Origin of the sequence: Pseudomonas iridis (genome assembly GCF_017980685.1) — a bacterium.
Lineage (GTDB): Bacteria > Pseudomonadota > Gammaproteobacteria > Pseudomonadales > Pseudomonadaceae > Aquipseudomonas > Aquipseudomonas iridis.
The window spans coordinates 297,231-319,022 of the sequence record NZ_JACXXO010000003.1 but is presented as its reverse complement, the minus strand read 5'-3'; the positions used below and the strand labels follow the sequence as shown (position 1 = coordinate 319,022).

Here is a 21,792-nt window from a genome sequence, read left to right as displayed (position 1 = left end):
GTGGGCGGTGGGTGTGTGGGCCGTCTCAGCGGCCCTTGAGGTAGACGTTTTCGTAGCAGAAGTTGGTCGCTTGCAGGTAACCCTCGGCGTCGCCGCAGTCGAAGCGCAGGCCCTTGAACTTGTAGGCCAGTACGCAACCGTTTTGCGCCTGTTTCATCAGGGCGTCGGTGATCTGGATCTCGCCGCCCTTGCCCGGCTGGGTGTCGGCGATCAGGTCGAAAATGTCGGGCGTCAGGATGTAGCGACCGATGATCGCCAGGTTCGAAGGTGCATCCTGCGGCGCCGGTTTTTCGACCATGTTGTTGACCCGATAAATGCCATCGGAAATCAGCTCGCCGGCGATCACGCCGTACTTGTGCGTCTGATCGGCCGGGACTTCCTGGATCGCTACGATCGAGCAGCGGAATTTCTTGTAGAGCTGGATCATCTGCGTGAGCACGCCATCACCTTCCAGGTTCAAGCACAGGTCATCGGCCAGAACCACGGCGAATGGTTCGTCGCCGATCAACGGACGACCGCTGAGAATCGCGTGGCCCAGGCCTTTCATTTCTACCTGGCGCGTGTAGGAGAAGGTGCAGGTGTCGATCAGCTCGCGGGTGCCGGCAAGGAACTTCTCTTTCTCGGTCCCGCGGATCTGGTGTTCAAGTTCGTAGCTGATATCGAAATGATCTTCCAGCGCACGCTTGCCCCGGCCGGTGACGATGGCCATGTGTTGCAAGCCGGCGTCTCGCGCTTCTTCAACGGCGTACTCGATCAACGGCTTGTTGACGATCGGCAGCATCTCTTTCGGCATGGCTTTGGTGGCTGGCAAGAAACGCGTGCCATATCCGGCAGCGGGAAACAAACATTTACGAATCATAAAAGTATCCTGGACAGTCATGGAACACAGCCAACGGGTGCGCGCACTAACGAAGGAGTGCAAGTTTCAATAGTTATTGAACGACTGCTTTAATACCTGAGTCAGGTTATTAATTGCAATTGAATGCGCCGGTAAAACGCGACAATGTTATGAGATGTCGGATGGCGCGTTATTAGTTATTTTTAGTCGGTATCTGTTGATAGTGATGAGTGCACTTGCAGTGCTAATAAGTACCGGGCAATACAGTGTGACCTGCAAAAATATTTATTGCCAGTCATTGAACTAGTTTTGTTTTCGGTTGTTGTCGCCTGGTTTGTGTGGATTGCGACACATCTCCACAACAACAGGCTTGACACGCTACTTGTTAATTATCCAATCACGGACCGCGCTATGAAGATTCTGGTAACCGGTGGCGCCGGCTATATCGGCTCGCACACCACACTTGCGCTGCTTGAAGCAGGTTATGAAGTTGTCGTGCTGGATAATCTTTGCAACAGCAGCGATGCGGCACTGCATGCGGTGGAGGCGATCTGCGGCAAAAGTGCGCAGATGATTCGCGGTGATGTCTGCGATCGGGCGCTGCTTGACCGGATATTCAACGAGCATGCCATCGACGGCGTGCTGCATTTCGCCGGTCTCAAAGCGGTCGGCGAGAGCGTGCGCAAGCCGCTTGAGTATTACGAGACCAACGTCAGCGGCAGCATCACGCTGTGTCAGGCGATGGCGGCGGCTGGGGTGTTTCGCCTGGTGTTCAGCTCATCGGCCACGGTCTACGGCGAGCCGGCGCAGATGCCGATCCGCGAAGACTTCCCGACCGGTACTCCGACCAATCCCTACGGGCAATCCAAGCTGATCGTCGAAAACGTCCTGCGTGATCTGTGCCAGTCCGAGCCGCGCTGGAGCATCGCCTTGCTGCGTTACTTCAACCCGATCGGCGCGCACCACAGCGGCCATATGGGTGAAGATCCGAATGGCATTCCCAACAACCTGCTGCCTTATATCAGTCAGGTCGCGGTGGGCAGCCTGCAAGAGTTGTCGATTTTTGGCGACGATTACCCCACGGTCGATGGCACCGGTGTGCGTGACTACATCCACGTGGTCGACCTGGCGGACGGGCATTTGAAAGCCTTGCAGTCGATTTCCGGACGCAGCGGCATTCATACCTGGAACCTCGGCACCGGCGATGGCTACAGCGTGTTGCAAGTGTTACGTGCTTTTGAGCAGGCCTGCGGACAACCCGTGCCGTATCGGGTGATGCCGCGACGTTCGGGGGATATCGCCGAGAGTTGGGCCGACGCGTCCAAAGCTGCGCAAGAGCTGGGCTGGAAAGCCAGGCGTAACTTGCAGGACATGGTCACCGACACGTGGCGCTGGCAATCGAACCATCCGAAGGGCTATCTCCGATAATGTCGTTTTGATGCCCAATGTTAGTTTCGGTCAGGTGTTAGATATCGTCGGGAAAATACGCTGGAAATGCCTTTTGCAAGTCCGTAGATATAAACCTGCCGTTCGACTTTTATCAGTTGCGTAAGACTGTGAAAGAACAACGGATCTTGTTCGCATTTTTCGCGGACTTGAACTCTACCACCTCTAGCACCGGCCGGTTTTTAACAGGTCGAATGTTAGAAAGGAGTTGATATGAAGAAAGTGATGGCAGTTGCCCTGTTGACGATGTTGAGCAACTGGGCTGCCGCAGCTGAAGCGCCGCTTACTGCGGTGACCAATGTGGGCGGTAGTGTAGCGGCTTCGCAAGCCCCTGCAGCCAGTACTGCAATGGTCGCCAGTGCAGTAGCGGCGTCCAACAGCGGTGGCAGTGCCAACGGCGGTACCACCGGTACGACGGGTACCACCGGTACAACCGGCACGCATAACTAACAGCCGTTTTGTTAGTGCAGTACAGGGTCGCCCGACGCAAGTCGGGTGACTTCTTTTTTTAGATCCGCCCTTGAATAGCGTAGTGCCATTATGACTCGTAGTTTTTCTCTTTTAATGTTGGCAAGTCTCGCTTTACAAGGTTGCATGTTTTCCCCCGGCCAATACCTGAGCACCAGCGACATCACCCGCCAGGGTGCCAGTGAGAGCAGTCGGGTCGAGCTGATTCCGATCACGCCCAAGCTGATCTCCACCACCCGCGCCACGCAAAAGCGCACGTCGCTGCCGCCGGAGTTATTGACGACCCCGGCCGAGTACCGCATCGGCAATAACGATGTCTTGTACATCACGGTCTGGGATCACCCCGAGCTGACAGCGCCGTCCGGTGCGCAGCAACAGATCGATGCCAACGGCCGTCTGGTGCGTTCTGATGGCACGCTGTACTACCCGTTTATCAAGGAAGTCCAGGCCACCGGCCGGACCATCCAGCAACTGCGCTCTGACATCGAACAACGGCTGTCGGCGTTCATCGCCGAGCCGCAGGTTGACGTCGCCGTATTGCGTTTCGCCAGTCAGAAAGTGGTGGTCACCGGCGCGGTTACGAAGGCCGGCCCGCAGGCGATTTCGACCAATCCGCTGAGCGTGGTCGAAGCGCTGGGTTCGGCCGGCATCGATACCAACAACGCGGACTTGTCCGGCCTGTTGCTGACGCGTAACGGGCGGGTGTATCCGCTCAATCTCGACTCGCTCAACCATCATGATTCCGAGTTGCAAGGCGTGTACCTCAAGGGCGGCGATCAGTTGTACCTGCCGTACAACGACAACAAGCGAATTTACGTCATGGGTGAGGTCAACCAGCCACGCGCATTGAGCTTCAAGACGGCGACGATGAACCTCTCCGATGTGCTCGGTTCGGTCGGCGGCTTGAGCCAGACCACCTCCAACGGCAACGCGGTTTACGTCATTCGCGGCGTGGAAAACCTCGACGTCGAGCCGGCGAAAATCTACCAGTTGAATGCCGAGTCGCCGACCGCCATGGCGCTCGCCACGCATTTCGAAGTGCGCCCGCAGGATGTCGTTTATGTCGGCCCAGCGAACGTGACGCGCTGGAACCGCTTCATCAGCCAATTGGTGCCGTCGGCGTCGATTGTCGGCACCGGGGCTTCCGCTGCGAAGAACTGGAGCGAATACAGTAACAACAGCAAATAAGGCCGCCGACTGTGAACACGTTGAAAGTAGGTGTCTGCCTGATGGCGGCCCTGTTGTTGTGTGGCTGTAACCCACTGATGAGCGCGTCGCTGAACAACCTCAAATCGGCAGTGATCGGCCCTGACGAAGTGGACGTGACGCCGGCCCAGGTGGCCGAGGTCAGCTATCCGCAACTCAAGTTGACCACGCCGTCCGGCTCCGGGGTGCTGGCGTTGGTGCGCGAGCGTGAAGACCTGCAGTTCTGGGTCGCCTCCGGCAAGCAAGTGCTGCTGCTGCGCGATGGCCTCGCCGTGCGCAGCATCGGTCTGGGCCTTGAGGGTGATCTCGACGGCACGCGTCTGGCGGATGACTCGCCGTTCAAGTCAGGCCTGCATCAAGTCGCCGATGGCTTTACCACGCGGCGCTGGATCGACCTCTACAAGGGCCAGGAAGTGGGGGTGATCGTCAACAGTCGCTTCACCCGCCGCTCGACGGAAACCCTCGACATTCTTGACAAGGAATACACCGTGCTGCGTGTCGATGAGCAGATTGAAGCTCCGGCCATCGGCCTGAGTGCGACCAATCGTTATTGGGTTGATCCGCGTGACGGTTTCATCTTCAAGAGTGAGCAGCAACTGACCTCGCAACTGCGCGTCAGAATCGTGCAACTGACACCTGATCGCAGGCATCTGCCGTGAAGCGTCTTGGCTTTTTTTCAGCGTGTCTGATGGTGATTGCCGGTGTGAGCCAGGCCGCTGTCACGGTGACGGGCGATGTCGCCAATCCCGGGCCGGTCGAACTGCCGGCGGGCGGGCGCTTGCTCGATGTGATCAACGAAGCGGTGCCCAATGCCGAAGGTTATTGGTTGGCGGGGGTGTTGCTGCGCCAGTCATTGCTGGAGGAGCAGACGCGACTCAAGGCTGGCGTGCTGTTTGATCTGGATGTCTTGCAGCGCATGGCGTTGCTCTTTGACATGCCGAGCCGTGTGGCGCTGGCGCAACGGCTGACCGAGCAAGTCCGGCAGATGCCGGTGACTGGCCGGCAGATCGCCGACCTCGATCCGGTCGCGGTGGAAGTCGGCTTCGCGCGCAACATCCGTCTGGACGATGGCGATCGTCTGATCTACCCCAAGCGCATCGACGAAGTTGAAGTGCTCGGTGCTGTCGCCGAGCCTTGCCACTTGCCGTATCAACCGTTGCAGGAGGCTCGCGAATACCTGCAAGGGTGCTCGATCCTGAGCGATGCCGAGGCCGATTACCTGTGGCTGATCCAGCCCAACGGTGTTACGCGGCGCGTCGGTATTGCGCACTGGAATCGCGAGAGCGGGCACATGCCCGTCGCCGGCAGCAAGATTCTGGTGCCGGTCAAAAATGATGATCTTGATCCGCCTCTTCCTGAACTGAATCAGCAGTTGGCCGAATTGATTGCCACGCAATTGGCTGAGGTGGTTCGTTGAATTTTCGTTTTGCAGCTGTGTTGTTATTGCCCTGTGGTCTGGTTCATGGAGAACCGCGCATTACCCAAAGTGACTTCGGTGGCACGGGCCTGTTGCAGACGCCGACGGCGCGCATGGCCCCGGCCGGCGAGTTGAGCGTCAACGCCAACCGCACCGAGCCTTACAGCCGTTACAGCGTTTCGTTGCAGCCTCTGGATTGGCTCGAAGGCTCGTTTCGCTACACCGCGATCACCAACCGGGCGTACGGCTCCGAGGCCCTCAGCGGCAGCCAAAGCTATAAGGATAAGGCGGTCGACGCCAAAGTCCGGCTGTGGCAGGAAAGCCATTGGCTGCCCGATGTTGCACTGGGCTTCCGAGATATCGGCGGTACGGGTTTGTTCTCCAGTGAATATTTCGTCGCCAACAAGCGCTACGACAATTTCGATTTCAGCGCCGGCATTGCCTGGGGTTACCTGGGCAATCGCGGCGACTTCGACAACCCGCTGGGCTATGTCAGTGATCGCTTCGATACCCGGCCCGCGCTCGAAGGCACCGGTGACGTCAACTCAGGTTCGTACTTTCGCGGAAAGCCCTCATTCTTCGGCGGTGTGAGTTATCAGACGCCATGGGATCGCCTGAGCCTGAAGCTCGAATATGAAGGCAACGACTACAAGCACGAGCCGAAGGACAACGTGATCAAGCAAGACTCGCCGATCAACTTCGGCGCAGTGTTCAAGGTCGCGGATTCGGTCGACATCAGCGCGGCGTGGGAGCGCGGCAACACCGCGATGTTCGGCGTGACATTTCATACCAATTTCGTCAGCCGCAAGGCGCCGGCCAAGACCTACGACCCAACCCCCGAACCGCTGCCGGCGAAGATGCCGGCCACGTCGATGGAGCAGGTCGACTGGGCTAACGTCTCGCAGCGGTTGCAGCAAAATGCCGGGTACAAGGTGGAGCGCATCGCCCAGCGCGATTCCGAGCTGATCGTGTATGGCGAGCAGCAGCGTTATTTTCATTCGTCCAAAGCGGTCGGTCGTGCGAGCCGGATTCTCGACAACAGCGTCAACGACGACATCAACTGGTTCACCGTGGTCAACAAGCGTTACGACCTGCCGCTGGAAGAAACCAGCGTGCCGCGCGAGACCTTTCGTGAAGTGATCAACAACGAGGAGCCGCTGCTGTCGTTGCACCGCACCACCGAAATCAATCCGGCGATGCCGCACAACGAGAAAACCCTCTACAGCGAAGCGCCGCAGCACTTCAGTTATGGCGTGGGTCTGGGCTTCAAGCAAAACGTCGGCGGCCCTGACGGTTTGCTCTATCAGTTCAGTGCCGACGCGGACGCCGAGTACCGCTTCAACCGCAGCACATGGTGGAGCGGTTTGCTCAGTGCCAACCTGATCAACAACTTCGACAAATTCACCTACGACGCACCCAGCGGGTTGCCGCGCGTGCGCACGGATTTGCGTCGGTACCTGACCGAGTCCGAAGTGACCATGCCGATGTTCCAGCTCAGCCACACCGAACAGTTGGATAAAGACTTGTACGGCATGGTTTACGGCGGTTATCTGGAGTCGATGTATGCCGGGGTAGGGGGCGAAGTGCTGTTCCGCCCGACCGGCGAGCGCTGGTCGGTGGGCGCGGACCTCAACTACGTGCGCCAGCGTGAATTCGACCAGGGTTTCGGCCTGCGTGATTACTCGGTGGTGACCGGTCATGTCACCGGTTATACCGACTTGCCTTACGACATGCTGGCTGCTGTCAGTGTCGGCCGTTACCTGGCCGGCGACTGGGGCGGCACGATGGACATTTCCCGGGAGTTTTCCAACGGCGTGCGGGTCGGTGCCTGGGCAACGATAACCACGGCCAGTAGCGCCGAGTACGGTGAAGGTAGCTTCGACAAGGGCCTCTATCTGTCGATCCCGTTCGACGAAATGATGAGCATGTCGACCATGCGCCGCGCCAACCTGGTCTGGGCACCGCTGACCCGAGACGGCGGCGCGCGGCTTAATCGTGGTTATCAACTGCACTCGATGACCGATAGCCGCGATGACGATATGTTCTATCGCAACTTCGAGAAGATCACTGAGTAATGACTGGTCTTGCGAGGACTCAACCTGTGTGGCTGGCCTGCCAGCCGACGAGTTTTTGTCGGAATACACCGAGTCCAAATCTGTAGGAGCCAGCCTGCTGGCGATAGCCATATATCAGGCACAGTTGATATTGCGGATGTATCCGAATCCCTGTGGGAGCTGGCTTGCCAGCGATGACGGCGGCACATTCAGCACTGATGTTGACTGACTGACCTTCCGCAATCGCTGGCAAGCCATCCCCACAGGGTCATTCGCCGCAGCCCCAAACTCGGATCCACCACAAGTCCCCTGTAGGAGCTGCGGAACGCTGCGATCTTTTGATCCTGATCTTTACGATCAAAAGATCGCAGCCTCGTTTCACTCGACAGCTCCTACAGGGTCAGATGTCGAAACCAAAGATCCGATTCATACCCATTCCCCCATGGGCTCTTAGTGAGCCCCGAGTCAGGGTCCATATCCGACTTCGGTCAACCCCAAATCCCAGGCACAAAAAAGGGGACTTTCGTCCCCCTGCGGTCATGTATTACTTAACGCCAACCCTCAGTAGATATCCTTCGACAACAACGTAAACGGTGTCTTCACCAGGATCTTCAGGTCCAGCCACAGCGACCAGCTGTTGATGTACTGCAGGTCAATCTCGACACGTCGCTGCATCTTGTCGATGGTATCGGTCTCACCCCGGCAGCCGCTGATTTGGGCGAGGCCGGTAATGCCTGGCTTAATCCGATGACGCGCCATGTAAGCGAGAATTTTCCCCGAGTAGAAATTGTTGTGCGCGACGGCATGAGGACGTGGGCCGACCAGCGCCATGTGCCCTTGCAGCACGTTGAACAATTGCGGCAACTCATCCAGCGAAGTGCGGCGGATGAAGCGTCCGACCGGGGTGATGCGCGAATCGTTGCGGCTGGCCTGCTTGACCTCTTTGTCATCGTGCACGCGCATCGAGCGGAATTTCCAGACCTGAATCACCTTGCCATTCCAGCCGTGGCGATCCTGCTTGAAAAACACCGGACCCGGCGAGTTGATCTTCACGGCCAAGGCAATGATCGCCAGCACCGGACTCAACAGGATGATCGCCAGTAGCGCAACGCTTTTCTCCATCAGGCTTTTGCTCAGTGCAGCGGTCGGACGGCTGGTCAGCGGGCTTTCGTTCAGGTAGATCGCCGGCAGGCCGTCCACGACTTTCACCGAATGATTGAGCAGCGTCAGGCTGTTCAAGTCCGGCACCCAGACCACATCCACGTTGGCGCCGAGCAAGTCGACATACATGGCTTCGATTTTCGCCGCTTCCGACAGCGGCAGGGTGATGTACAAACGGCGGATATCGTGGGCTTCGATCAACGCCAGCAGATCTTCCTGGGCGCCGACCACGCGAGGTGCATCCGAGGTAAGCGAAGGCACCTTGCCGTTGCTGATCAACCCCACCAGCGGCAGATTTTCAATTTGGCTCAGCTTCTTCGCCAGCCCCAGCGCCAACTCACCGGTGCCGACGATCAAGGTCTTGTGCTCGCTTTTACGCGAACGCTGGTAGAACTTCGAAAACGCATGCAGCGGCGCGTACAACAGTGCCTGGCCAAGGAAGCCGTACACCGCCCAACTGAGGATGACCTGTCGGGAAAACAACTCATCGGCCTTGCACACAAACGCGATGAAAGCCAACGCCGCCATGGTCATGGACCAGCCCATGAACAGGCGACCCAGCCCCGTCAGATAGTTATCCCGTTTACGATAAACGCCGCTGAACGTGTAAGCCGGCACCGATGCCAGTACCGCCAGCGTTGCGCACATCCGGTAGTAGAACGCGACGGTTCCCGTGTGTTGCTCCGCCAATACAAACAGCAGGGCTACGATAAAGCCCTGTGCCAGCGCCCATTGTCCCCAGAAGGTAAGTCCCTTGAGGCCCGTGCTTCGATTGATACTAAGAGAAAGATCCATACGATATCCCCAAAAGACGTCCATTCAGGTTTCAACAGTTGAAAGCCGAGTTGTTAGTCAGATGTATTGTTTTTGTTCTATTGAGTGTTCTGAAAGTAACAACATCGATGTGCCGAACTGTCGTCAGTCAATAGACTAATTTATTGTCGGGAATGGTGTCTGACGAGTTCTAACAAGGTGGCACAATGCCAACTTTTTAATAATTAAATAGTTGGTTGTTAGAAAAGGTCGCAGAGGAGGGGGTGAATAGTTGTTGTTGTATTTGTTACTGTTAGAGGGTGGAGGCAGGGATTTTTATTCTAATCAGGGAGATGGAACCAAACAGAGTGCTCTTGTTGTTTTTGTAATCGCACTGTTATCTGTTTGTGTGTTCGCAGATATTGCCTGTGTTTACGCGACGATGTCCTGGATGAGGCAATAACCGCGATTTCTCACGGCACGGAACAGTCGCTCACCTTGGCTGGCACTTTTGAATTTGTCTTGCAGACGGCTCAGACACATTTCCAGTCCGCGATACTGCTCCGGCTCTCGGCCGATGCTCAGGATCAAGTCATCTCGACTGACCACACGGTCTTCGTGATGCAGCATTTTTCTCACCAGTGCCGTTTCCAGGCCGGTAAGACTGATCTCGATATCGTCTTTGACCAATGCACCTTGATCATTATCCAGATGCCAGGTTTCGGTACATGGCGTAACGCCTTCATTACCAACAGGCAGTTTGCCGGATTCGCCGGTTATGGCCGGGGCGCTGCGAAAGGGATTGCTTGATTGTGCTGCCCGCCACTCGGATTCGAGTGTGGCCAATATACGCTGGGTGTCATGTTCAATCGTGCGGGCAACCTGCTTTCGGGTGCCGCTTGGGTAAGTGAACTCCATCAGCATGGGGGCGGAAGAGGGCGAAGTAGCACCTTCAATAAACATTTGTGCCTGAGACGTGCCCAGTGAATTGAAGCGCTCGCTCGACAGGATGTTCTCGAGTTCACGCTGCGACGCTGTGCTGTTGGTCACGACAACAAAATATTTTCTGGGGAGGGTTGTACTAGTTTCCATGTCTCTCTCCTTAACTGCGCACCAAAATTGGTTAAAAGGTAAATCGGCAGGCGAGCAATGACTTCCTTGGAAGTAATCGACAGGCAGGGTCTGGGCCCGAAATTGGCCCTCGATAAGTTCCACTCGTTCTGCTGCTATGTTGTTGAGTTTATTGTTATATTGTTGCGCTCATTCGATCGCTTTTTTATAGGTAGGCGTGAAGTGAAACCATAGATATATCGTTGCATCAGACGATCCTTCGTGAGCATGCAAAAGGGAGGTCTGCCCGAGACTCAGGCAGTCGATATCAGGCCCCGCATCAGTCGATAGCCATAGCCGCGGATGCTCTGAATCGCGTTTGTACCATACACGTCCTTGATTTTTCCACGCAAGCGACTGATGGACTTCTCCAACGCACGAGGATCGTAGAAATTGGGATTGAGCCCCATGATGTTGGCGATTTCATCATGGCTCAGAATGTGATTATTGCTTTGCGCAAACGCTTCAAGGATTTTCATCTCGGCAAACGAGATATCCAGCCGCTTGTTCGTGCTCAGTAGACAGATTCGAGTTGGATCAAGTGTCAGATTGATGTCTCTTTGCCATTCTTCACTGCTGAAGAATTCTCCTAACGACTCGGCGCCATCTTCGGAAAGGGTGTTGATTTTGATACAGAAGTCGGCACCGGCAAGGTAGTACTTGATCTTGTTGAAAGCACCGCGGCCAGTGATAACTGCACAAATGAGCGGCTTAAAGTTGTCTTTGCGCAGGTTCTCGACCAGCGCAAGATTGTCTTCGAGTGCTTGTGGGCTGTCGATCACAATGAAGATTGCTCGATACAATGCAGAATCTTCATTCTGCATATAGGCATCAGTGTACGAGTTGGCTTCAAGCGCCACATCGGTTCGCACAAGCTTTGCGAGTAGCGCACTAAAATGCTCCGCCACACCACGGGTTCGACCCAGAGTGAGTACACCTGGTTCGTCGATTGTCGGGCGCGGACTTCTAGTCGCCAAGTTCCCTGAGAGCATCATGCATTGACTCGAAATTAGGTGCTGACATCAGGATGTTAAAGCACAGGTTCTCATCTGTGACTGACAATTGGTAACATTTACGCCGTTTTTAGACGTAGCTCCCGAGTTTTCTAACAATAAATAAGCTTTTCAAGCTTTTAGTTGATTTTCTCGGCTTCGTGAACTAGTGAGTATGTGGTGGCAATATGAAATTGTGCCACTATTTTGAACTCATGACGACATCTTTGTTTGTGTCCATTGGCCACTGTATAGCCAGCCTTCAATATGTGAGACAGGTCACACTTTATTGACGCAATGAAGTTTTTCCTACTAAGTGCCTAAATAGTTTCACATTAGTTCGTACGCGGACGTTTATTAACATGGCTTGAGTGTGTCTTTTGATAAGACGTAATCTCCTCGGCCAACAAGAGTAAAGATCGCAGCCTTCGGCAGCGCCTACATTTGGAAAGCATTCACCTGTAGGAGCTGCCGAAGGCTGCGATCTTTTGATCTTTGTATTATTTCAGATACTCAATCCCTGAGTGTTATCGACCAGTCGCTCACCAAGAGCGCTCTGACGGAGGATTAATGGATTTCTGGACCTTTTTCCAGGTGTTGATTTTGGGTGCAGTAGAAGGCCTCACCGAATTCTTGCCGATCTCCAGTACTGGCCACCAGATTATCGTTGCCGACTTGCTGGAGTTCGGCGGTGAACGCGCCATGGCGTTCAACATCATTATTCAACTGGGGGCCATTCTTGCCGTCGTCTGGGAATTCCGGCCAAAGATTACCGAAATCGTCAAAGGCCTGCCGACCGAGCGCAACGCCCAGCGTTTCACTCTCAACCTGTTGATCGCCTTTCTGCCCGCCGTGGTTCTGGGTGTGCTCTTCGCTGACGCCATTCATCACTACCTGTTTAACCCGATCACAGTCGCCGTCGCTTTGGTTGTCGGCGGCATCGTGATGTTGTGGGCCGAACAGCGCAGCCACGTGATTCGCGTCGAGCATGTCGATGACATGCACTGGTCTGACGCGCTTAAGGTCGGTTTCGTACAGTGTCTGGCGATGATTCCCGGCACCTCGCGTTCCGGATCTACCATCATCGGCGGCCTGCTGTTCGGTCTGTCGCGCAAAGCCGCCACCGAGTTCTCGTTTTTCCTGGCCATGCCGACCATGGTCGGTGCCGCCGTGTACTCAGGCTACAAATACCGCGACCTGTTCCAGCAAAGCGACCTGCCGGTCTTCGCCTTGGGCTTCGTCACCGCATTCATCTTCGCCATGATCGCCGTGCGCGGCTTGCTCAAGTTCATCGCCAACCATAGCTATGCCGCGTTCGCCTGGTATCGGATTGCGTTTGGCTTGTTGATTCTGGCTACGTGGATGTTTGGCTGGGTGAACTGGACGGCGGCTGCGGCGAGCTGATTACTGGCTGCTGATCAGCGCGGCGACGGCGAGATCGTTTAATTCGCTGTCGGGGGATTCCCGACGAAAACGCTGCAAGGCCGAGGTGAAATACGCGGCTTGCAGCATGCCGTCGCTGGCGAGGTAATAGCGAGCGTCTTCCTGCTCCTCGGCGGAGTAAACACGTTTGAAGTTTTCGGTCGTGTTATTCGTCGCAGAAAAAGGTGTGAGAAACAGCACAAGGATGGAGAAACCGGAAAATTGCGTGGCCTCCCACGGCGTATCGGTGCTCCCCATGCAGAACCCGTCGCAATGTGCATAAACATTCGAGGTGAAGCTAAACAAGGCGAGCAGGCAGTAACGCTTCAAGCGAGAAAAAATAAACGCGGGCATAAACAAAAGACATCCTGTCAGTACAACAACACTCCGGGCAACGCTCATTCGTTGCCCGCACATACAACGCGTCGATCAACGACCCTCCAACAACTCCGCCGCCTGATCCAGCAACGCCAACGGATCCTTGGCCTTGTGGATGTCCACTGACAACAATTGGCGAAACTTGCGCGCCCCCGGAAACCCGGTGCCCAGGCCCAGCACATGCCGCGTGATGTGATGCATCGACCCACCGGCCAGCAAATGCTCGGCTATATAAGGTCGCAACTGCGCCAACGCCTCAGCCCGGCTGATCACCGGCGCCGAACTGCCGAACAACTGCTGATCCACCTCCGCCAGCAGATACGGATTGTGATAAGCCTCACGCCCCAGCATCACACCGTCAAAGGTCTGCAAATGCTCATGGCAGGCCTCCATCGTCTTGATCCCGCCGTTCAACACAAACTCCAACTCCGGAAAATCCGCCTTCAACCGCGCCGCAACGTCATAGCGAAGTGGCGGAATGTCGCGATTCTCCTTCGGCGACAACCCCTCCAGAATCGCAATCCGCGCATGCACCGTAAAACTGGTACACCCGGCATCCCGCACCGTCCCGACGAAATCACACAGCTCCTCGTAACTGTCCCGCCCGTTAATCCCGATCCGATGCTTCACCGTCACCGGAATCGACACCGCATCACGCATCGCCTTCACACAATCCGCCACCAATTGAGGGTGACCCATCAGGCACGCGCCGATCATGTTGTTCTGCACACGATCGCTCGGGCAGCCGACGTTCAGGTTCACCTCGTCGTAACCGTGCTCCTGCGCCATGCGAGCGCAAGCGGCCAGATCGAGTGGCACGCTACCGCCTAACTGCAAGGCCAACGGATGTTCAGCTTCGTTGTGACGGAGGAAGCGTTCGTGATCGCCATTGAGCAGCGCACCGGTGGTGACCATCTCGGTGTAGAGCAGAGCGTTCTTCGACAGGAGGCGTAGGAAGAAACGGCAATGACGGTCGGTCCAATCCATCATCGGGGCGACGGAGAAGCGGCGGGAGAGTGGGGCGGATGTGGCGGGAATAGGGGGCATTGGCGGTACTGGATTGTATGGGGCTGGGAGGTAGGGGAGTTTATCAGGGTTGGGGGAGAAGTTTGGGGGGCGGAGACGAGTATCGGAGTAATGAAGCCTTTTTTGTTCGATTACGGAAATCGATCGGTAGCTCTCCGACCCAATCGACTTTCCCCACAATCAGTAAAAGGTTAAGAGGGGTATGAGATACCTATCTTTTTATCGATAAAGTCAAATACTTCCGGCAATGTGTTCAGCAAATGCTGAAAAGCTCTAAATGTAAATTTTTTGACGATGGCAATTTGATGGCAATTTGATGGCGATAGGATGCAGTTGACTGCGTAGAAAATGCAATAGCCAAGGAATGCTTGTGGATCTAAAACTCTTTTTATCTGAGCTAGAAAAAACTGAAAACGATGACGAAGTCCTTGACTTCTGTCGTCGACATGTTTTGCACGGTATTCCTCATGTCTATGATGGTCGGGTGGAGGAATACTATGACTTTAAGAAGTTGTTGTCTTGTAAATTTGAAGTCCCCTTTCACGAGGTTTATATAACTGGATCTGGTAAGCTCGGTTTCAGTCCTCATAAAGGAAAGATATTCGATTACGATTCTGATATTGACGTGGCATTAGTCTCACCAACCCTGTTTGAACGAATAATGAAGGATATTGCTGGGTATCAAATGAGGTTCCGTAAGGCGAGGACTGTTGTTCGCGAAAGTGAACTTGCTATGTATCATCAGTTTTTAGAGTATGTCGCCCTAGGTTGGATTCGCCCTGATAAGTTACCGATTTCCTTTCAAATGAAAACATTTAAGGATGATTGGTTTGAGTTTTTCTCTTCTATCTCCAATGGGCGCTGTAGTGTAGGTAACTATAAGGTGAGTGCGGGCGTTTTTAAAAGCTATGCTCATTTAGAAGACTATATTGTCAGCGGGATGAAAGACGTGAAAACGTCAAAGAGTATAAGGAAATAATATGGCTGTGCAGATTAAACCGTCGGTAACGAATCCTACGATTGCTGATATCTATGAGAAAATTGATACGCAAAAGTTAAACTTGAAGCCAGATTTTCAGCGTAAGTTTGTATGGACTCATGAGCACCAAGAACAGTTTCTGGATACCATATTGAATGGTTTTCCATTTCCTGAAATTTACGTTTGTCAGGGTGAGGTTGATACCAAAAAGCTTCGGACTACTCAAGTGGTCATTGATGGCCAGCAGCGATTGACTACGATAAAAAATTACATAGAAGATACTTTCGAAAAGCCGCTTAAGTTAGTGAGACGGTACGCTGATTTGGAAGAGGGCGAAAGAGAACTTTTCCTTTCGTATCAAATTGTCCTACGAGATATCGGAAAGGTAGATGATGATTTGGTTCGCGAAATTTTTCGAAGAATTAACCTTACCAAATTCAAATTAGAAGATATTGAAATTCATAACGCTGTCTATGACGGGCAGTATATTCAGACGGCAAAGTCAATAGTAAAAGATCTGAAGTTAGAGGACTATGGTGTGTTCCATGAGTCCGAATTTACCCGTATGGCAGATCTTCATTTTGTTCTACAAGTAATGTCCACAATTCAGAGGGGGGGTTACTATCATCGGGATAATGAAATAGAAAAATGTGTCGCCGAATTCAATGATGAATACTCCGGCGCTACCACGATGAAGGCTTTGTTGCTAAAAACTTTTGGGGTTATTGAACAGTTAGGGTTGGGGCTTGATTCTATTTGGTTTCGAAAGTCTAATTTTTTCACTTTGGCCGTGGAACTATCTGTCGCTGACCAGATTCCAGATCTAGGCGACCTGAAACTGCGCCTTGAGAAAATGGAAGTATCTGTTCTGAGTCAAAAGAATAGTCCTGAGACTGAGTTCGGTACGTATTTTTCATACATGTACCAAGGTACAAATAATCGGAAATCACGAGTGGTTCGCGCAGAGACCTTTCAAAAGTATATTTTGAAAGGCGATAATTTTTGAATTTTTTAATGGTTTACTAAAAAGGTGGCGGGTTTATTTATGGGATGGAGGCTTCACAGTAAATAAACCCGTCTCCCGCCCCTTTGTTCCAGTCCATCAGTTATTCCTGAACCCGCCGGAATAACCGAAACACGACGAGGTTCTTCTTCCGTGCACTGGGTGGATACAGTGCCTTTGTTATGTCTGTATTTAACCATGAAACTGATTGATAGGAAGATACGCTTGACCAGTTTGAGATACATGCCTTCTCACTCTTGAGATGATTTCAGCGAAAGTCATACCGCCACTGAGAAATAGGTACAGATGGCTAGCGTCCAAGATAAGTAACGTAGTCTTACTTCCTGAGGCATCTGCAATGGCAGTACTGCTGTAGCCTGAGATGGAGACCATAATTCCCATGGTGTTGTCAGCCATCTTATTAACCTTGGCTTTCAACGAGTCAATGTCTGTAGCTCCCGATTGGCTTTTGGTGAATTTTAGTTCGATCAAATATGTGGTTCCTTCATGTGTCAAGGAACCGTCGATCTGTCTACCATCAGTCTTATAGGGGCTTCGGTTGGAGATTTCACAGTAATTGAGTAGTTCATAAAACCATCCCTCGAATTCGTACCCACCTTCCTGTGTTCCAACTTTGGCATGCAGTGCGTCAAGTCTTTGCTGCAGCTTCGTCTTGTCCGTTAATGACCTCTGAATTCGTTGGCGTTCAGAGCGAGCACGCTCCAAAGCTTCCTGCCGCTCTTTTTCAGTATTTATTTCTTCGTCTTGTTGTCGCAAATATGCTTTTAGCTCTTGGACTGCCTTGTGTGCTTCCTGAATTTTCTGATCTGAATCTTCCCAATTGCGTAAATCGGGGAAAGTGGTTTGTTCCGAAAGGTTGCGCGCAATCTGGAAGATAACTGCTTTCCCGCGATCAGAGGTCTGCAATCTAGGAAACATGCGATCCAGTAGATCTCGTTTTGACTCGTCAGTCGTCCAAGTATCTACAAATTTTTCAGCCACATGAGAGGCGAGTAGGAATTTTTGTAATGCTTTACGGCGCCAGAAAGATTTCAGAACCGACTCATATGTGAGTTCGATCAAACGAGGAGTGATTTTTGCAGCCACGCTTAGAGCCTCCTATCGAAAGGCATATCTATAAATAGGCATGAAATGGCGCATAACGCTCTGGACGGATTTGATGGGTAACATTCCATGCCGCAGGGTGTGAGCTTAATGTCGGTTTGAGGTTAGCGCGCGGAACGTATGAAGACAATCGTATAAACGGTGATAGTCCCTCGACTCCTCAGCAACAAAGGAGAATGTCCGCTTCTGGCCGAACGTCGGCTATTGTGAAGGAGCATTTTCATACTCATTTACTGCCCCAATCCATCATCGCCACGACAGACAGCACTTGAAAAGGAACGCAATGCTCCCTGCATCGGCGACTGTTTTTGGTTCGAACACTGAACTCGTCGAGCTTGTTCTAAACGCAGAAATCTGCACGTGTTTAAAAGAAGTCTGTTTTTGCAGTCCTTGGCCTACGCCTTCTTGCGCCACCCCCTACACGTAAGACAGAATCCCCCGGCTTGTGCGTCTAGTCCGCAGGTTCTATCGTCCTTTGGTCACTGAAAACCAGTGATCGGGTTTGGTAGCCCGCTTCGTGTCTAGATGCATGCGTCACCTTGTTCAGTCGCTTTCCCAGGGCTCGGATTTCATGGTGGTCATGCGTGGGGCCCATTCGTGGGCGCCGGGTTCTAGTGCGACCGGTCTACCAACCCGCGTATGGCCGCCACCCTTCGTTTGGTAGCGAGGGTGATGGCTTCTTTTAGTAATCGCGCTAGAGGTTCCATCTATGTTCAAACCAACACCCAACCCGCCAGAAACCGATCCCGCATCCCCCTACGAATCCCCCAATTCCAAAAAACTCCACGAAGCCGCCGAGCGTGCGCTCGATCATTATCTGCTGCCCGCCAGCCAGATCATGGCCAGCGCCAACGAGCCCGAGCGGATGTACTTCGCCAATCCAAAATACGACTCGGAATCCCTGTTGGCCAATGCCAGCGAAACGCTGAGTTCCGCCTCCGAGATGCTCAACAACTTCGCCGCGACGCTGGATCCCTCGCACCGCAAAACCGCGCTGGGTATTGCGCAGGTGGTGATGTTGGGGGAGTTGGCGGTGAATCAGGCGTTGGATAACGTTGAGGTGAAGGCGTAAGTCGTGTCCCTCTGTGGCGACGGGTTACCGTTACCGTTGCCGCGGACGGGATCAGTTCGGTTGTTTCAGATGAGCTGAAAGCTCTTTCCAGGCGTCGCCGTAGTTAAAGCGTAACCAAGCCGTGTGCAGCCTGTGGCGCTGGCGCCGCAGCCAGCTGTTTTTCTTCGCCGCCAGCATTTCCTCGATATCGCGGTTTAACTCATCGGCGTCGAATCCTGTCCAGATCTGCGGCAGTGGACCTGCGAGGTTCCAGGCGCAGACGACGGCGACTTCCGAGTACAGGATGTCCTTGATCTGTTCCGGGTCGTAGCCTTCGACCTGGCTGGCGATGTAGGGGAAGTCCACAGCGGTGTCGACGAAGATCCAGGATAATGCGTCCCGGATTTTGTATAACTCGGCTGGGCTTGGTTCACGTCTCAAACGCAGACCTCCCGGCGTCAAGCGGCGCTGATGCGTTCGATAACGGGAAAGAGTGCTGGGCGCTTGTTTTGCCATTCTTCTTTGGTAATCCCCAACAGCACGACATCAATCCGAACCCCATCCTTCACCACGTTCTGTCGCCTCACACCCTCAACCTCAAACCCAAACTTCTGATGCATTTTCACCACCGCCGAGTTCATCGCCAGCACTTCGCAATTCAGCTTCTCCAACCCCGCCACATCAAATGCGTAATCAAGCATCCAGAACTCGACCACGCTGCCCAACCCCTTACCCTGCAACCCGACATCCAGATAAAACGCCCAATCCGCTGTCTTGTGCAGTTCGTTAATCGCATTCAGCGAAACAACCCCGACCGCCTGCTCATCCTTGATCACCACAAACACCTGCTGGCGTGGATTGCCCTGCAAAGAGGCCAGCCAGTTGGCATGTTCCTGTTCGGTGATTTCGTGGGAGGTGTACATGAATTTGCGCACGTCTTCCTGGTTGCGCAGGGTGCGGACGTGGGTCTGGAGGGCGGGGCTGGCGTCGGTGAGGGGGAGGAATTGCATGGGGATGTCCTTGTCTGGCGGGTGAGCGATTCTGAACCGGCGCTGTTGATCAGGGAAGTTGCATGTTATGGCGTTCGGTTGCATGAGGACGAGGGAGCAATTCCCTCGCCACACGGGCTGTATCAGGCCGCAATGCTTATTGAGGCACGGCGATCCATTCGCTCAGTACTTTCTGATATTTGCCGGTCACTTTGCTCAAGTGCAACCACTGATCAACGTACAACTTCCAGCTGATGTCATCGCGCGGCAGCAGGTAAGCCTTTTCCCCGTACTGCATGAACTGCTGCGGATTCACCGCGCACAACCCCGGTTTGAGTTTCTGCTGGTAAAGCGCTTCCGAGGCGTCGGTGATCATCACGTCGGCCTTGTTGTCGAGCAGTTGCTGGAAGATGGTCACGTTGTCGTGCAGGGCCAATTGCGCTTTTGGCAGGAAGGCGTGGACGAACGCTTCGTTGGTGCCGCCGGCAGGTTCAACCAGGCGCACGTTGGGCTGGTTGATCTGCTCGACAGTCTGGTACTTGGATTGGTCGGCGCAGCGCACCAGCGGGATCTTGCCGTCGACGTCGAGGGTATTGCTGAAAAATGCCTTTTTCTGCCGCTCCAGCGTCACCGAAATGCCGCCCATGCCGATGTCGCATTTGCCGGCCTCCATGTCCGGCATAAGGGTTTTCCAGGTGGTCTGCACCCACTCGACCTTGACCCCGAGGCTGTCGGCCAGCGAGCGCGCCATGCTGATGTCGATGCCCTCGAAATCGCCGTCGGTGCGTTTGAAGGTGTAAGGCTTGTAGTCGCCGGTGGTGCAGACGCGCAGTTGGCCTTGTTGCTGGATGGTGTCGAGGTGCGACGGTTGTTCCGCTGCCTGAGCGCTGAAGGTCAGGGGCAGGGCCAGTAAGGTACCGAGCAAGATTTTGGTTTTTATCATGGCTGTCGGGCTTCAAAGGAATCGGAGCCAGAAGTTAACCACGTTCTGGGCTCTGATCCCTATCGGCAGAGCGCGCTTACAACCCCAATCCTTCCTGCACCACCGACAACAGGTTGTTCTCCGTCAGCGCGATGGCATCCAGTTCCTGCCCGGTTTCAACGGTTTGCATCCACCAGTGGCTTTCGTGATGTTCATCGACGGTGCGCAGTAGATAGGTGTTTCTGTCCGGAAGGGTGATTTGCACGCGCCCGGCGCCGTCTTCGGTGAATCGTGCGATGGGATCAAAGGTCAGGGTTTGGTTATTCGCTTCGATCACCAACTGATCGATAGCGTAATCGTGGGATTCGCCGTCCGGAGAGGTTTCGCAGATGTGCGTAGGATTGCGCCGAATTTTCAGGCCGACTTCGGTCACCGGTTGCAGCCAGGTTTCGATGCGGTGGTAAAGGTCATACACCTGCGCGGGCCAGCAATCGATCTCCAGTTCGGCGCAGGTGATGTCGTCCGCGTGGCTATGCCGGGTTTGCTTGAGCTTCGCGGCGAGTTCGTCTGCTTTACTCATTTCGGTTCCCTGTTTGTGGTGTCTGCTTATTAATCGTAGACCTTTCAACGGCGTACAACGTTGCCGTGCGTCATGCGCTTGCAACACAAGCGTGTCGAAATCTGCGCTGACCAGTCTGGTCAGGATCGAAAACCACGGACGCAGGCGTCCCAAGGAGCGGGTACATGAAAAAGCTGTTTACAATTTTGGCAGTGATTGCGCTGACGGCCGGTAGCATCGGTCTGAGTTCGGCACGTCAATCGCAGTCGAGCAAGGCGCAATCGGAGTCGGTGGCGGGGGTATTCGATTATTACCTGCTGACGCTGTCCTGGTCGCCGACCTTCTGTTTGACGCACAAGGACGACGTGCAGTGTTCCGGCAAGGGTTATGGCTTTGTCCTACACGGCTTGTGGCCGCAATACGCCAAGGGCGGCTGGCCGCAATCCTGTCCGCCGCTGACTACACTGTCGGCCGCGGAAAGCAACAAAGGCATGACGCTGTTCCCAACCAAAAAACTGCTCGATCACGAGTGGTCCAAGCACGGCACTTGCAGCGGCCTCGGCGCGATGGGGTATCTGGATGCGGCGGATAAAGCGGTTGGTACGGTGAAAATTCCCCAGGAGTTGCAACCGTTCAGTACGTCGTATTACTTCGAGGCGCAGGAAATTTCCGACTTGTTTCGCAAGGCCAATCCGGGGATTCCGGCTGATGGCATCGCGGTGATTTGCAGTGGCCCGGAGTTGTCGGAAGTGCGCGTGTGCATGGGCAAGGATCTGCAGTTTGGCGCGTGCGGCAAGGGTGTGAAAACACAGTGCCGGGCGGGGGATATTCGGGTGCCTCCGGCGCGGTGATGTGATCTGGTTTTAGCACTGAGCACTGAGCACTGAGCACTG

22 protein-coding genes are annotated in these 21,792 nt (G+C 54.2%); 11 read left to right on the top strand and 11 right to left on the bottom strand.

Annotated features, from left to right (window positions below):
* Positions 1–25: 25 nt before the first annotated feature.
* The gene (galU, locus tag IEQ42_RS08970) at positions 26–859 is read right to left on the bottom strand and encodes a UTP--glucose-1-phosphate uridylyltransferase GalU (protein WP_042560129.1); all 834 of its coding nucleotides are present in this window, start codon (positions 857–859) and stop codon (positions 26–28) included.
* 390 nt (positions 860–1,249) lie between these two features.
* Between galU and galE the strand changes: the two genes are divergently transcribed.
* The 6 genes from galE (at position 1,250) to IEQ42_RS08940 (ending at position 7,450) form a co-directional block, all read left to right on the top strand.
* On the top strand, positions 1,250–2,266 hold the full coding sequence (galE, locus tag IEQ42_RS08965; RefSeq protein WP_210703275.1) for a UDP-glucose 4-epimerase GalE: 1,017 nt from the start codon (positions 1,250–1,252) through the stop codon (positions 2,264–2,266).
* A 231-nt stretch (positions 2,267–2,497) separates the two neighbouring features.
* Positions 2,498–2,734 carry a hypothetical protein gene (locus tag IEQ42_RS08960; RefSeq protein ID WP_016775457.1) on the top strand — a complete coding sequence of 79 codons (237 nt, stop codon included), beginning with the start codon at positions 2,498–2,500 and terminating at the stop codon, positions 2,732–2,734.
* Positions 2,735–2,824: 90 nt separating this feature from the next.
* Positions 2,825–3,940: a polysaccharide biosynthesis/export family protein gene (locus IEQ42_RS08955; protein WP_210703274.1), complete on the top strand. Its 1,116-nt coding sequence runs from the start codon at positions 2,825–2,827 to the stop codon at positions 3,938–3,940.
* Positions 3,941–3,951: 11 nt separating this feature from the next.
* Positions 3,952–4,617, top strand: a complete 666-nt coding sequence (locus tag IEQ42_RS08950) for a YjbF family lipoprotein (protein WP_210703273.1) — start codon at positions 3,952–3,954, stop codon at positions 4,615–4,617.
* A 29-nt stretch (positions 4,618–4,646) separates the two neighbouring features.
* On the top strand, positions 4,647–5,375 hold the full coding sequence (locus tag IEQ42_RS08945; protein WP_210623935.1) for a capsule biosynthesis GfcC family protein: 729 nt from the start codon (positions 4,647–4,649) through the stop codon (positions 5,373–5,375).
* The gene (locus IEQ42_RS08940; RefSeq protein ID WP_210703272.1) at positions 5,372–7,450 is read left to right on the top strand and encodes a YjbH domain-containing protein; all 2,079 of its coding nucleotides are present in this window, start codon (positions 5,372–5,374) and stop codon (positions 7,448–7,450) included. The genes IEQ42_RS08945 and IEQ42_RS08940 overlap by 4 nt, the downstream gene beginning before the upstream one ends.
* Before the next feature lie 540 nt (positions 7,451–7,990).
* Here IEQ42_RS08940 and IEQ42_RS08935 read toward each other — a convergent pair.
* From IEQ42_RS08935 to IEQ42_RS08925, 3 genes are all read right to left on the bottom strand, one after another.
* Entirely contained in the window at positions 7,991–9,385 is a 1,395-nt protein-coding gene (locus tag IEQ42_RS08935; protein ID WP_042560124.1) for an undecaprenyl-phosphate glucose phosphotransferase, read from the bottom strand.
* Between the two features lie 390 nt (positions 9,386–9,775).
* On the bottom strand, positions 9,776–10,435 hold the full coding sequence (locus IEQ42_RS08930) for a winged helix-turn-helix domain-containing protein (RefSeq protein WP_210703317.1): 660 nt from the start codon (positions 10,433–10,435) through the stop codon (positions 9,776–9,778).
* Positions 10,436–10,707: 272 nt separating this feature from the next.
* Positions 10,708–11,448: a winged helix-turn-helix domain-containing protein gene (locus tag IEQ42_RS08925; protein WP_210703271.1), complete on the bottom strand. Its 741-nt coding sequence runs from the start codon at positions 11,446–11,448 to the stop codon at positions 10,708–10,710.
* Positions 11,449–12,015: 567 nt separating this feature from the next.
* On the opposite strand from IEQ42_RS08925, the gene IEQ42_RS08920 reads away from it, so the two are divergent.
* Entirely contained in the window at positions 12,016–12,849 is an 834-nt protein-coding gene (locus IEQ42_RS08920; protein WP_210703270.1) for an undecaprenyl-diphosphate phosphatase, read from the top strand.
* On the opposite strand, the gene IEQ42_RS08915 is transcribed toward IEQ42_RS08920, so the two are convergent.
* Both IEQ42_RS08915 and dusA read right to left on the bottom strand, forming a co-directional pair.
* Positions 12,850–13,221 (bottom strand): DUF2388 domain-containing protein, encoded by a 372-nt coding sequence (locus tag IEQ42_RS08915; RefSeq protein WP_210703316.1) that lies wholly within the window; start codon positions 13,219–13,221, stop codon positions 12,850–12,852.
* A gap of 75 nt (positions 13,222–13,296) precedes the next feature.
* A complete protein-coding gene (gene dusA / locus IEQ42_RS08910; protein ID WP_210703269.1) occupies positions 13,297–14,292 on the bottom strand; it encodes a tRNA dihydrouridine(20/20a) synthase DusA in 996 nt (331 codons plus the stop codon).
* Between the two features lie 349 nt (positions 14,293–14,641).
* Between dusA and IEQ42_RS08905 the strand changes: the two genes are divergently transcribed.
* Entirely contained in the window at positions 14,642–15,250 is a 609-nt protein-coding gene (locus tag IEQ42_RS08905; RefSeq protein WP_210703268.1) for a hypothetical protein, read from the top strand.
* Position 15,251: 1 nt separating this feature from the next.
* Entirely contained in the window at positions 15,252–16,256 is a 1,005-nt protein-coding gene (locus IEQ42_RS08900; protein ID WP_210703267.1) for a DUF262 domain-containing protein, read from the top strand.
* A 189-nt stretch (positions 16,257–16,445) separates the two neighbouring features.
* On the opposite strand, the gene IEQ42_RS08895 is transcribed toward IEQ42_RS08900, so the two are convergent.
* A complete protein-coding gene (locus tag IEQ42_RS08895; RefSeq protein ID WP_232392323.1) occupies positions 16,446–17,360 on the bottom strand; it encodes a restriction endonuclease in 915 nt (304 codons plus the stop codon).
* Between the two features lie 727 nt (positions 17,361–18,087).
* On the opposite strand from IEQ42_RS08895, the gene IEQ42_RS08890 reads away from it, so the two are divergent.
* A complete protein-coding gene (locus tag IEQ42_RS08890; protein ID WP_210703266.1) occupies positions 18,088–18,450 on the top strand; it encodes a DUF6124 family protein in 363 nt (120 codons plus the stop codon).
* A gap of 51 nt (positions 18,451–18,501) precedes the next feature.
* On the opposite strand, the gene IEQ42_RS08885 is transcribed toward IEQ42_RS08890, so the two are convergent.
* From IEQ42_RS08885 to IEQ42_RS08870, 4 genes are all read right to left on the bottom strand, one after another.
* Positions 18,502–18,870, bottom strand: coding sequence for a DUF7079 family protein (locus IEQ42_RS08885; protein WP_210703265.1), 369 nt, complete (start codon positions 18,868–18,870; stop codon positions 18,502–18,504).
* Between the two features lie 17 nt (positions 18,871–18,887).
* Positions 18,888–19,439, bottom strand: a complete 552-nt coding sequence (gene pseH / locus IEQ42_RS08880) for a UDP-4-amino-4,6-dideoxy-N-acetyl-beta-L-altrosamine N-acetyltransferase (RefSeq protein WP_210703264.1) — start codon at positions 19,437–19,439, stop codon at positions 18,888–18,890.
* A gap of 136 nt (positions 19,440–19,575) precedes the next feature.
* The gene (locus IEQ42_RS08875) at positions 19,576–20,361 is read right to left on the bottom strand and encodes a transporter substrate-binding domain-containing protein (RefSeq protein ID WP_210703263.1); all 786 of its coding nucleotides are present in this window, start codon (positions 20,359–20,361) and stop codon (positions 19,576–19,578) included.
* 76 nt (positions 20,362–20,437) lie between these two features.
* On the bottom strand, positions 20,438–20,920 hold the full coding sequence (locus IEQ42_RS08870) for a hypothetical protein (RefSeq protein WP_210703262.1): 483 nt from the start codon (positions 20,918–20,920) through the stop codon (positions 20,438–20,440).
* Between the two features lie 164 nt (positions 20,921–21,084).
* On the opposite strand from IEQ42_RS08870, the gene IEQ42_RS08865 reads away from it, so the two are divergent.
* The gene (locus tag IEQ42_RS08865) at positions 21,085–21,750 is read left to right on the top strand and encodes a ribonuclease T2 (protein ID WP_210703261.1); all 666 of its coding nucleotides are present in this window, start codon (positions 21,085–21,087) and stop codon (positions 21,748–21,750) included.
* Positions 21,751–21,792 lie beyond the last annotated feature (42 nt).

Coding starts and splice junctions, on each gene's coding strand:
- galU (WP_042560129.1), bottom strand. CDS start 859: ATGATTCGTAAATGTTTGTTTCCCGCTGCCGGATATGGCACGCGTTTC.
- galE (WP_210703275.1), top strand. CDS start 1,250: ATGAAGATTCTGGTAACCGGTGGCGCCGGCTATATCGGCTCGCACACC.
- IEQ42_RS08960 (WP_016775457.1), top strand. CDS start 2,498: ATGAAGAAAGTGATGGCAGTTGCCCTGTTGACGATGTTGAGCAACTGG.
- IEQ42_RS08955 (WP_210703274.1), top strand. CDS start 2,825: ATGACTCGTAGTTTTTCTCTTTTAATGTTGGCAAGTCTCGCTTTACAA.
- IEQ42_RS08945 (WP_210623935.1), top strand. CDS start 4,647: ATGGTGATTGCCGGTGTGAGCCAGGCCGCTGTCACGGTGACGGGCGAT.
- IEQ42_RS08935 (WP_042560124.1), bottom strand. CDS start 9,385: ATGGATCTTTCTCTTAGTATCAATCGAAGCACGGGCCTCAAGGGACTT.
- IEQ42_RS08930 (WP_210703317.1), bottom strand. CDS start 10,435: ATGGAAACTAGTACAACCCTCCCCAGAAAATATTTTGTTGTCGTGACC.
- IEQ42_RS08925 (WP_210703271.1), bottom strand. CDS start 11,448: ATGATGCTCTCAGGGAACTTGGCGACTAGAAGTCCGCGCCCGACAATC.
- IEQ42_RS08920 (WP_210703270.1), top strand. CDS start 12,016: ATGGATTTCTGGACCTTTTTCCAGGTGTTGATTTTGGGTGCAGTAGAA.
- IEQ42_RS08915 (WP_210703316.1), bottom strand. CDS start 13,221: ATGCCCGCGTTTATTTTTTCTCGCTTGAAGCGTTACTGCCTGCTCGCC.
- dusA (WP_210703269.1), bottom strand. CDS start 14,292: ATGCCCCCTATTCCCGCCACATCCGCCCCACTCTCCCGCCGCTTCTCC.
- IEQ42_RS08900 (WP_210703267.1), top strand. CDS start 15,252: ATGGCTGTGCAGATTAAACCGTCGGTAACGAATCCTACGATTGCTGAT.
- IEQ42_RS08890 (WP_210703266.1), top strand. CDS start 18,088: ATGTTCAAACCAACACCCAACCCGCCAGAAACCGATCCCGCATCCCCC.
- pseH (WP_210703264.1), bottom strand. CDS start 19,439: ATGCAATTCCTCCCCCTCACCGACGCCAGCCCCGCCCTCCAGACCCAC.
- IEQ42_RS08875 (WP_210703263.1), bottom strand. CDS start 20,361: ATGATAAAAACCAAAATCTTGCTCGGTACCTTACTGGCCCTGCCCCTG.
- IEQ42_RS08870 (WP_210703262.1), bottom strand. CDS start 20,920: ATGAGTAAAGCAGACGAACTCGCCGCGAAGCTCAAGCAAACCCGGCAT.
- IEQ42_RS08865 (WP_210703261.1), top strand. CDS start 21,085: ATGAAAAAGCTGTTTACAATTTTGGCAGTGATTGCGCTGACGGCCGGT.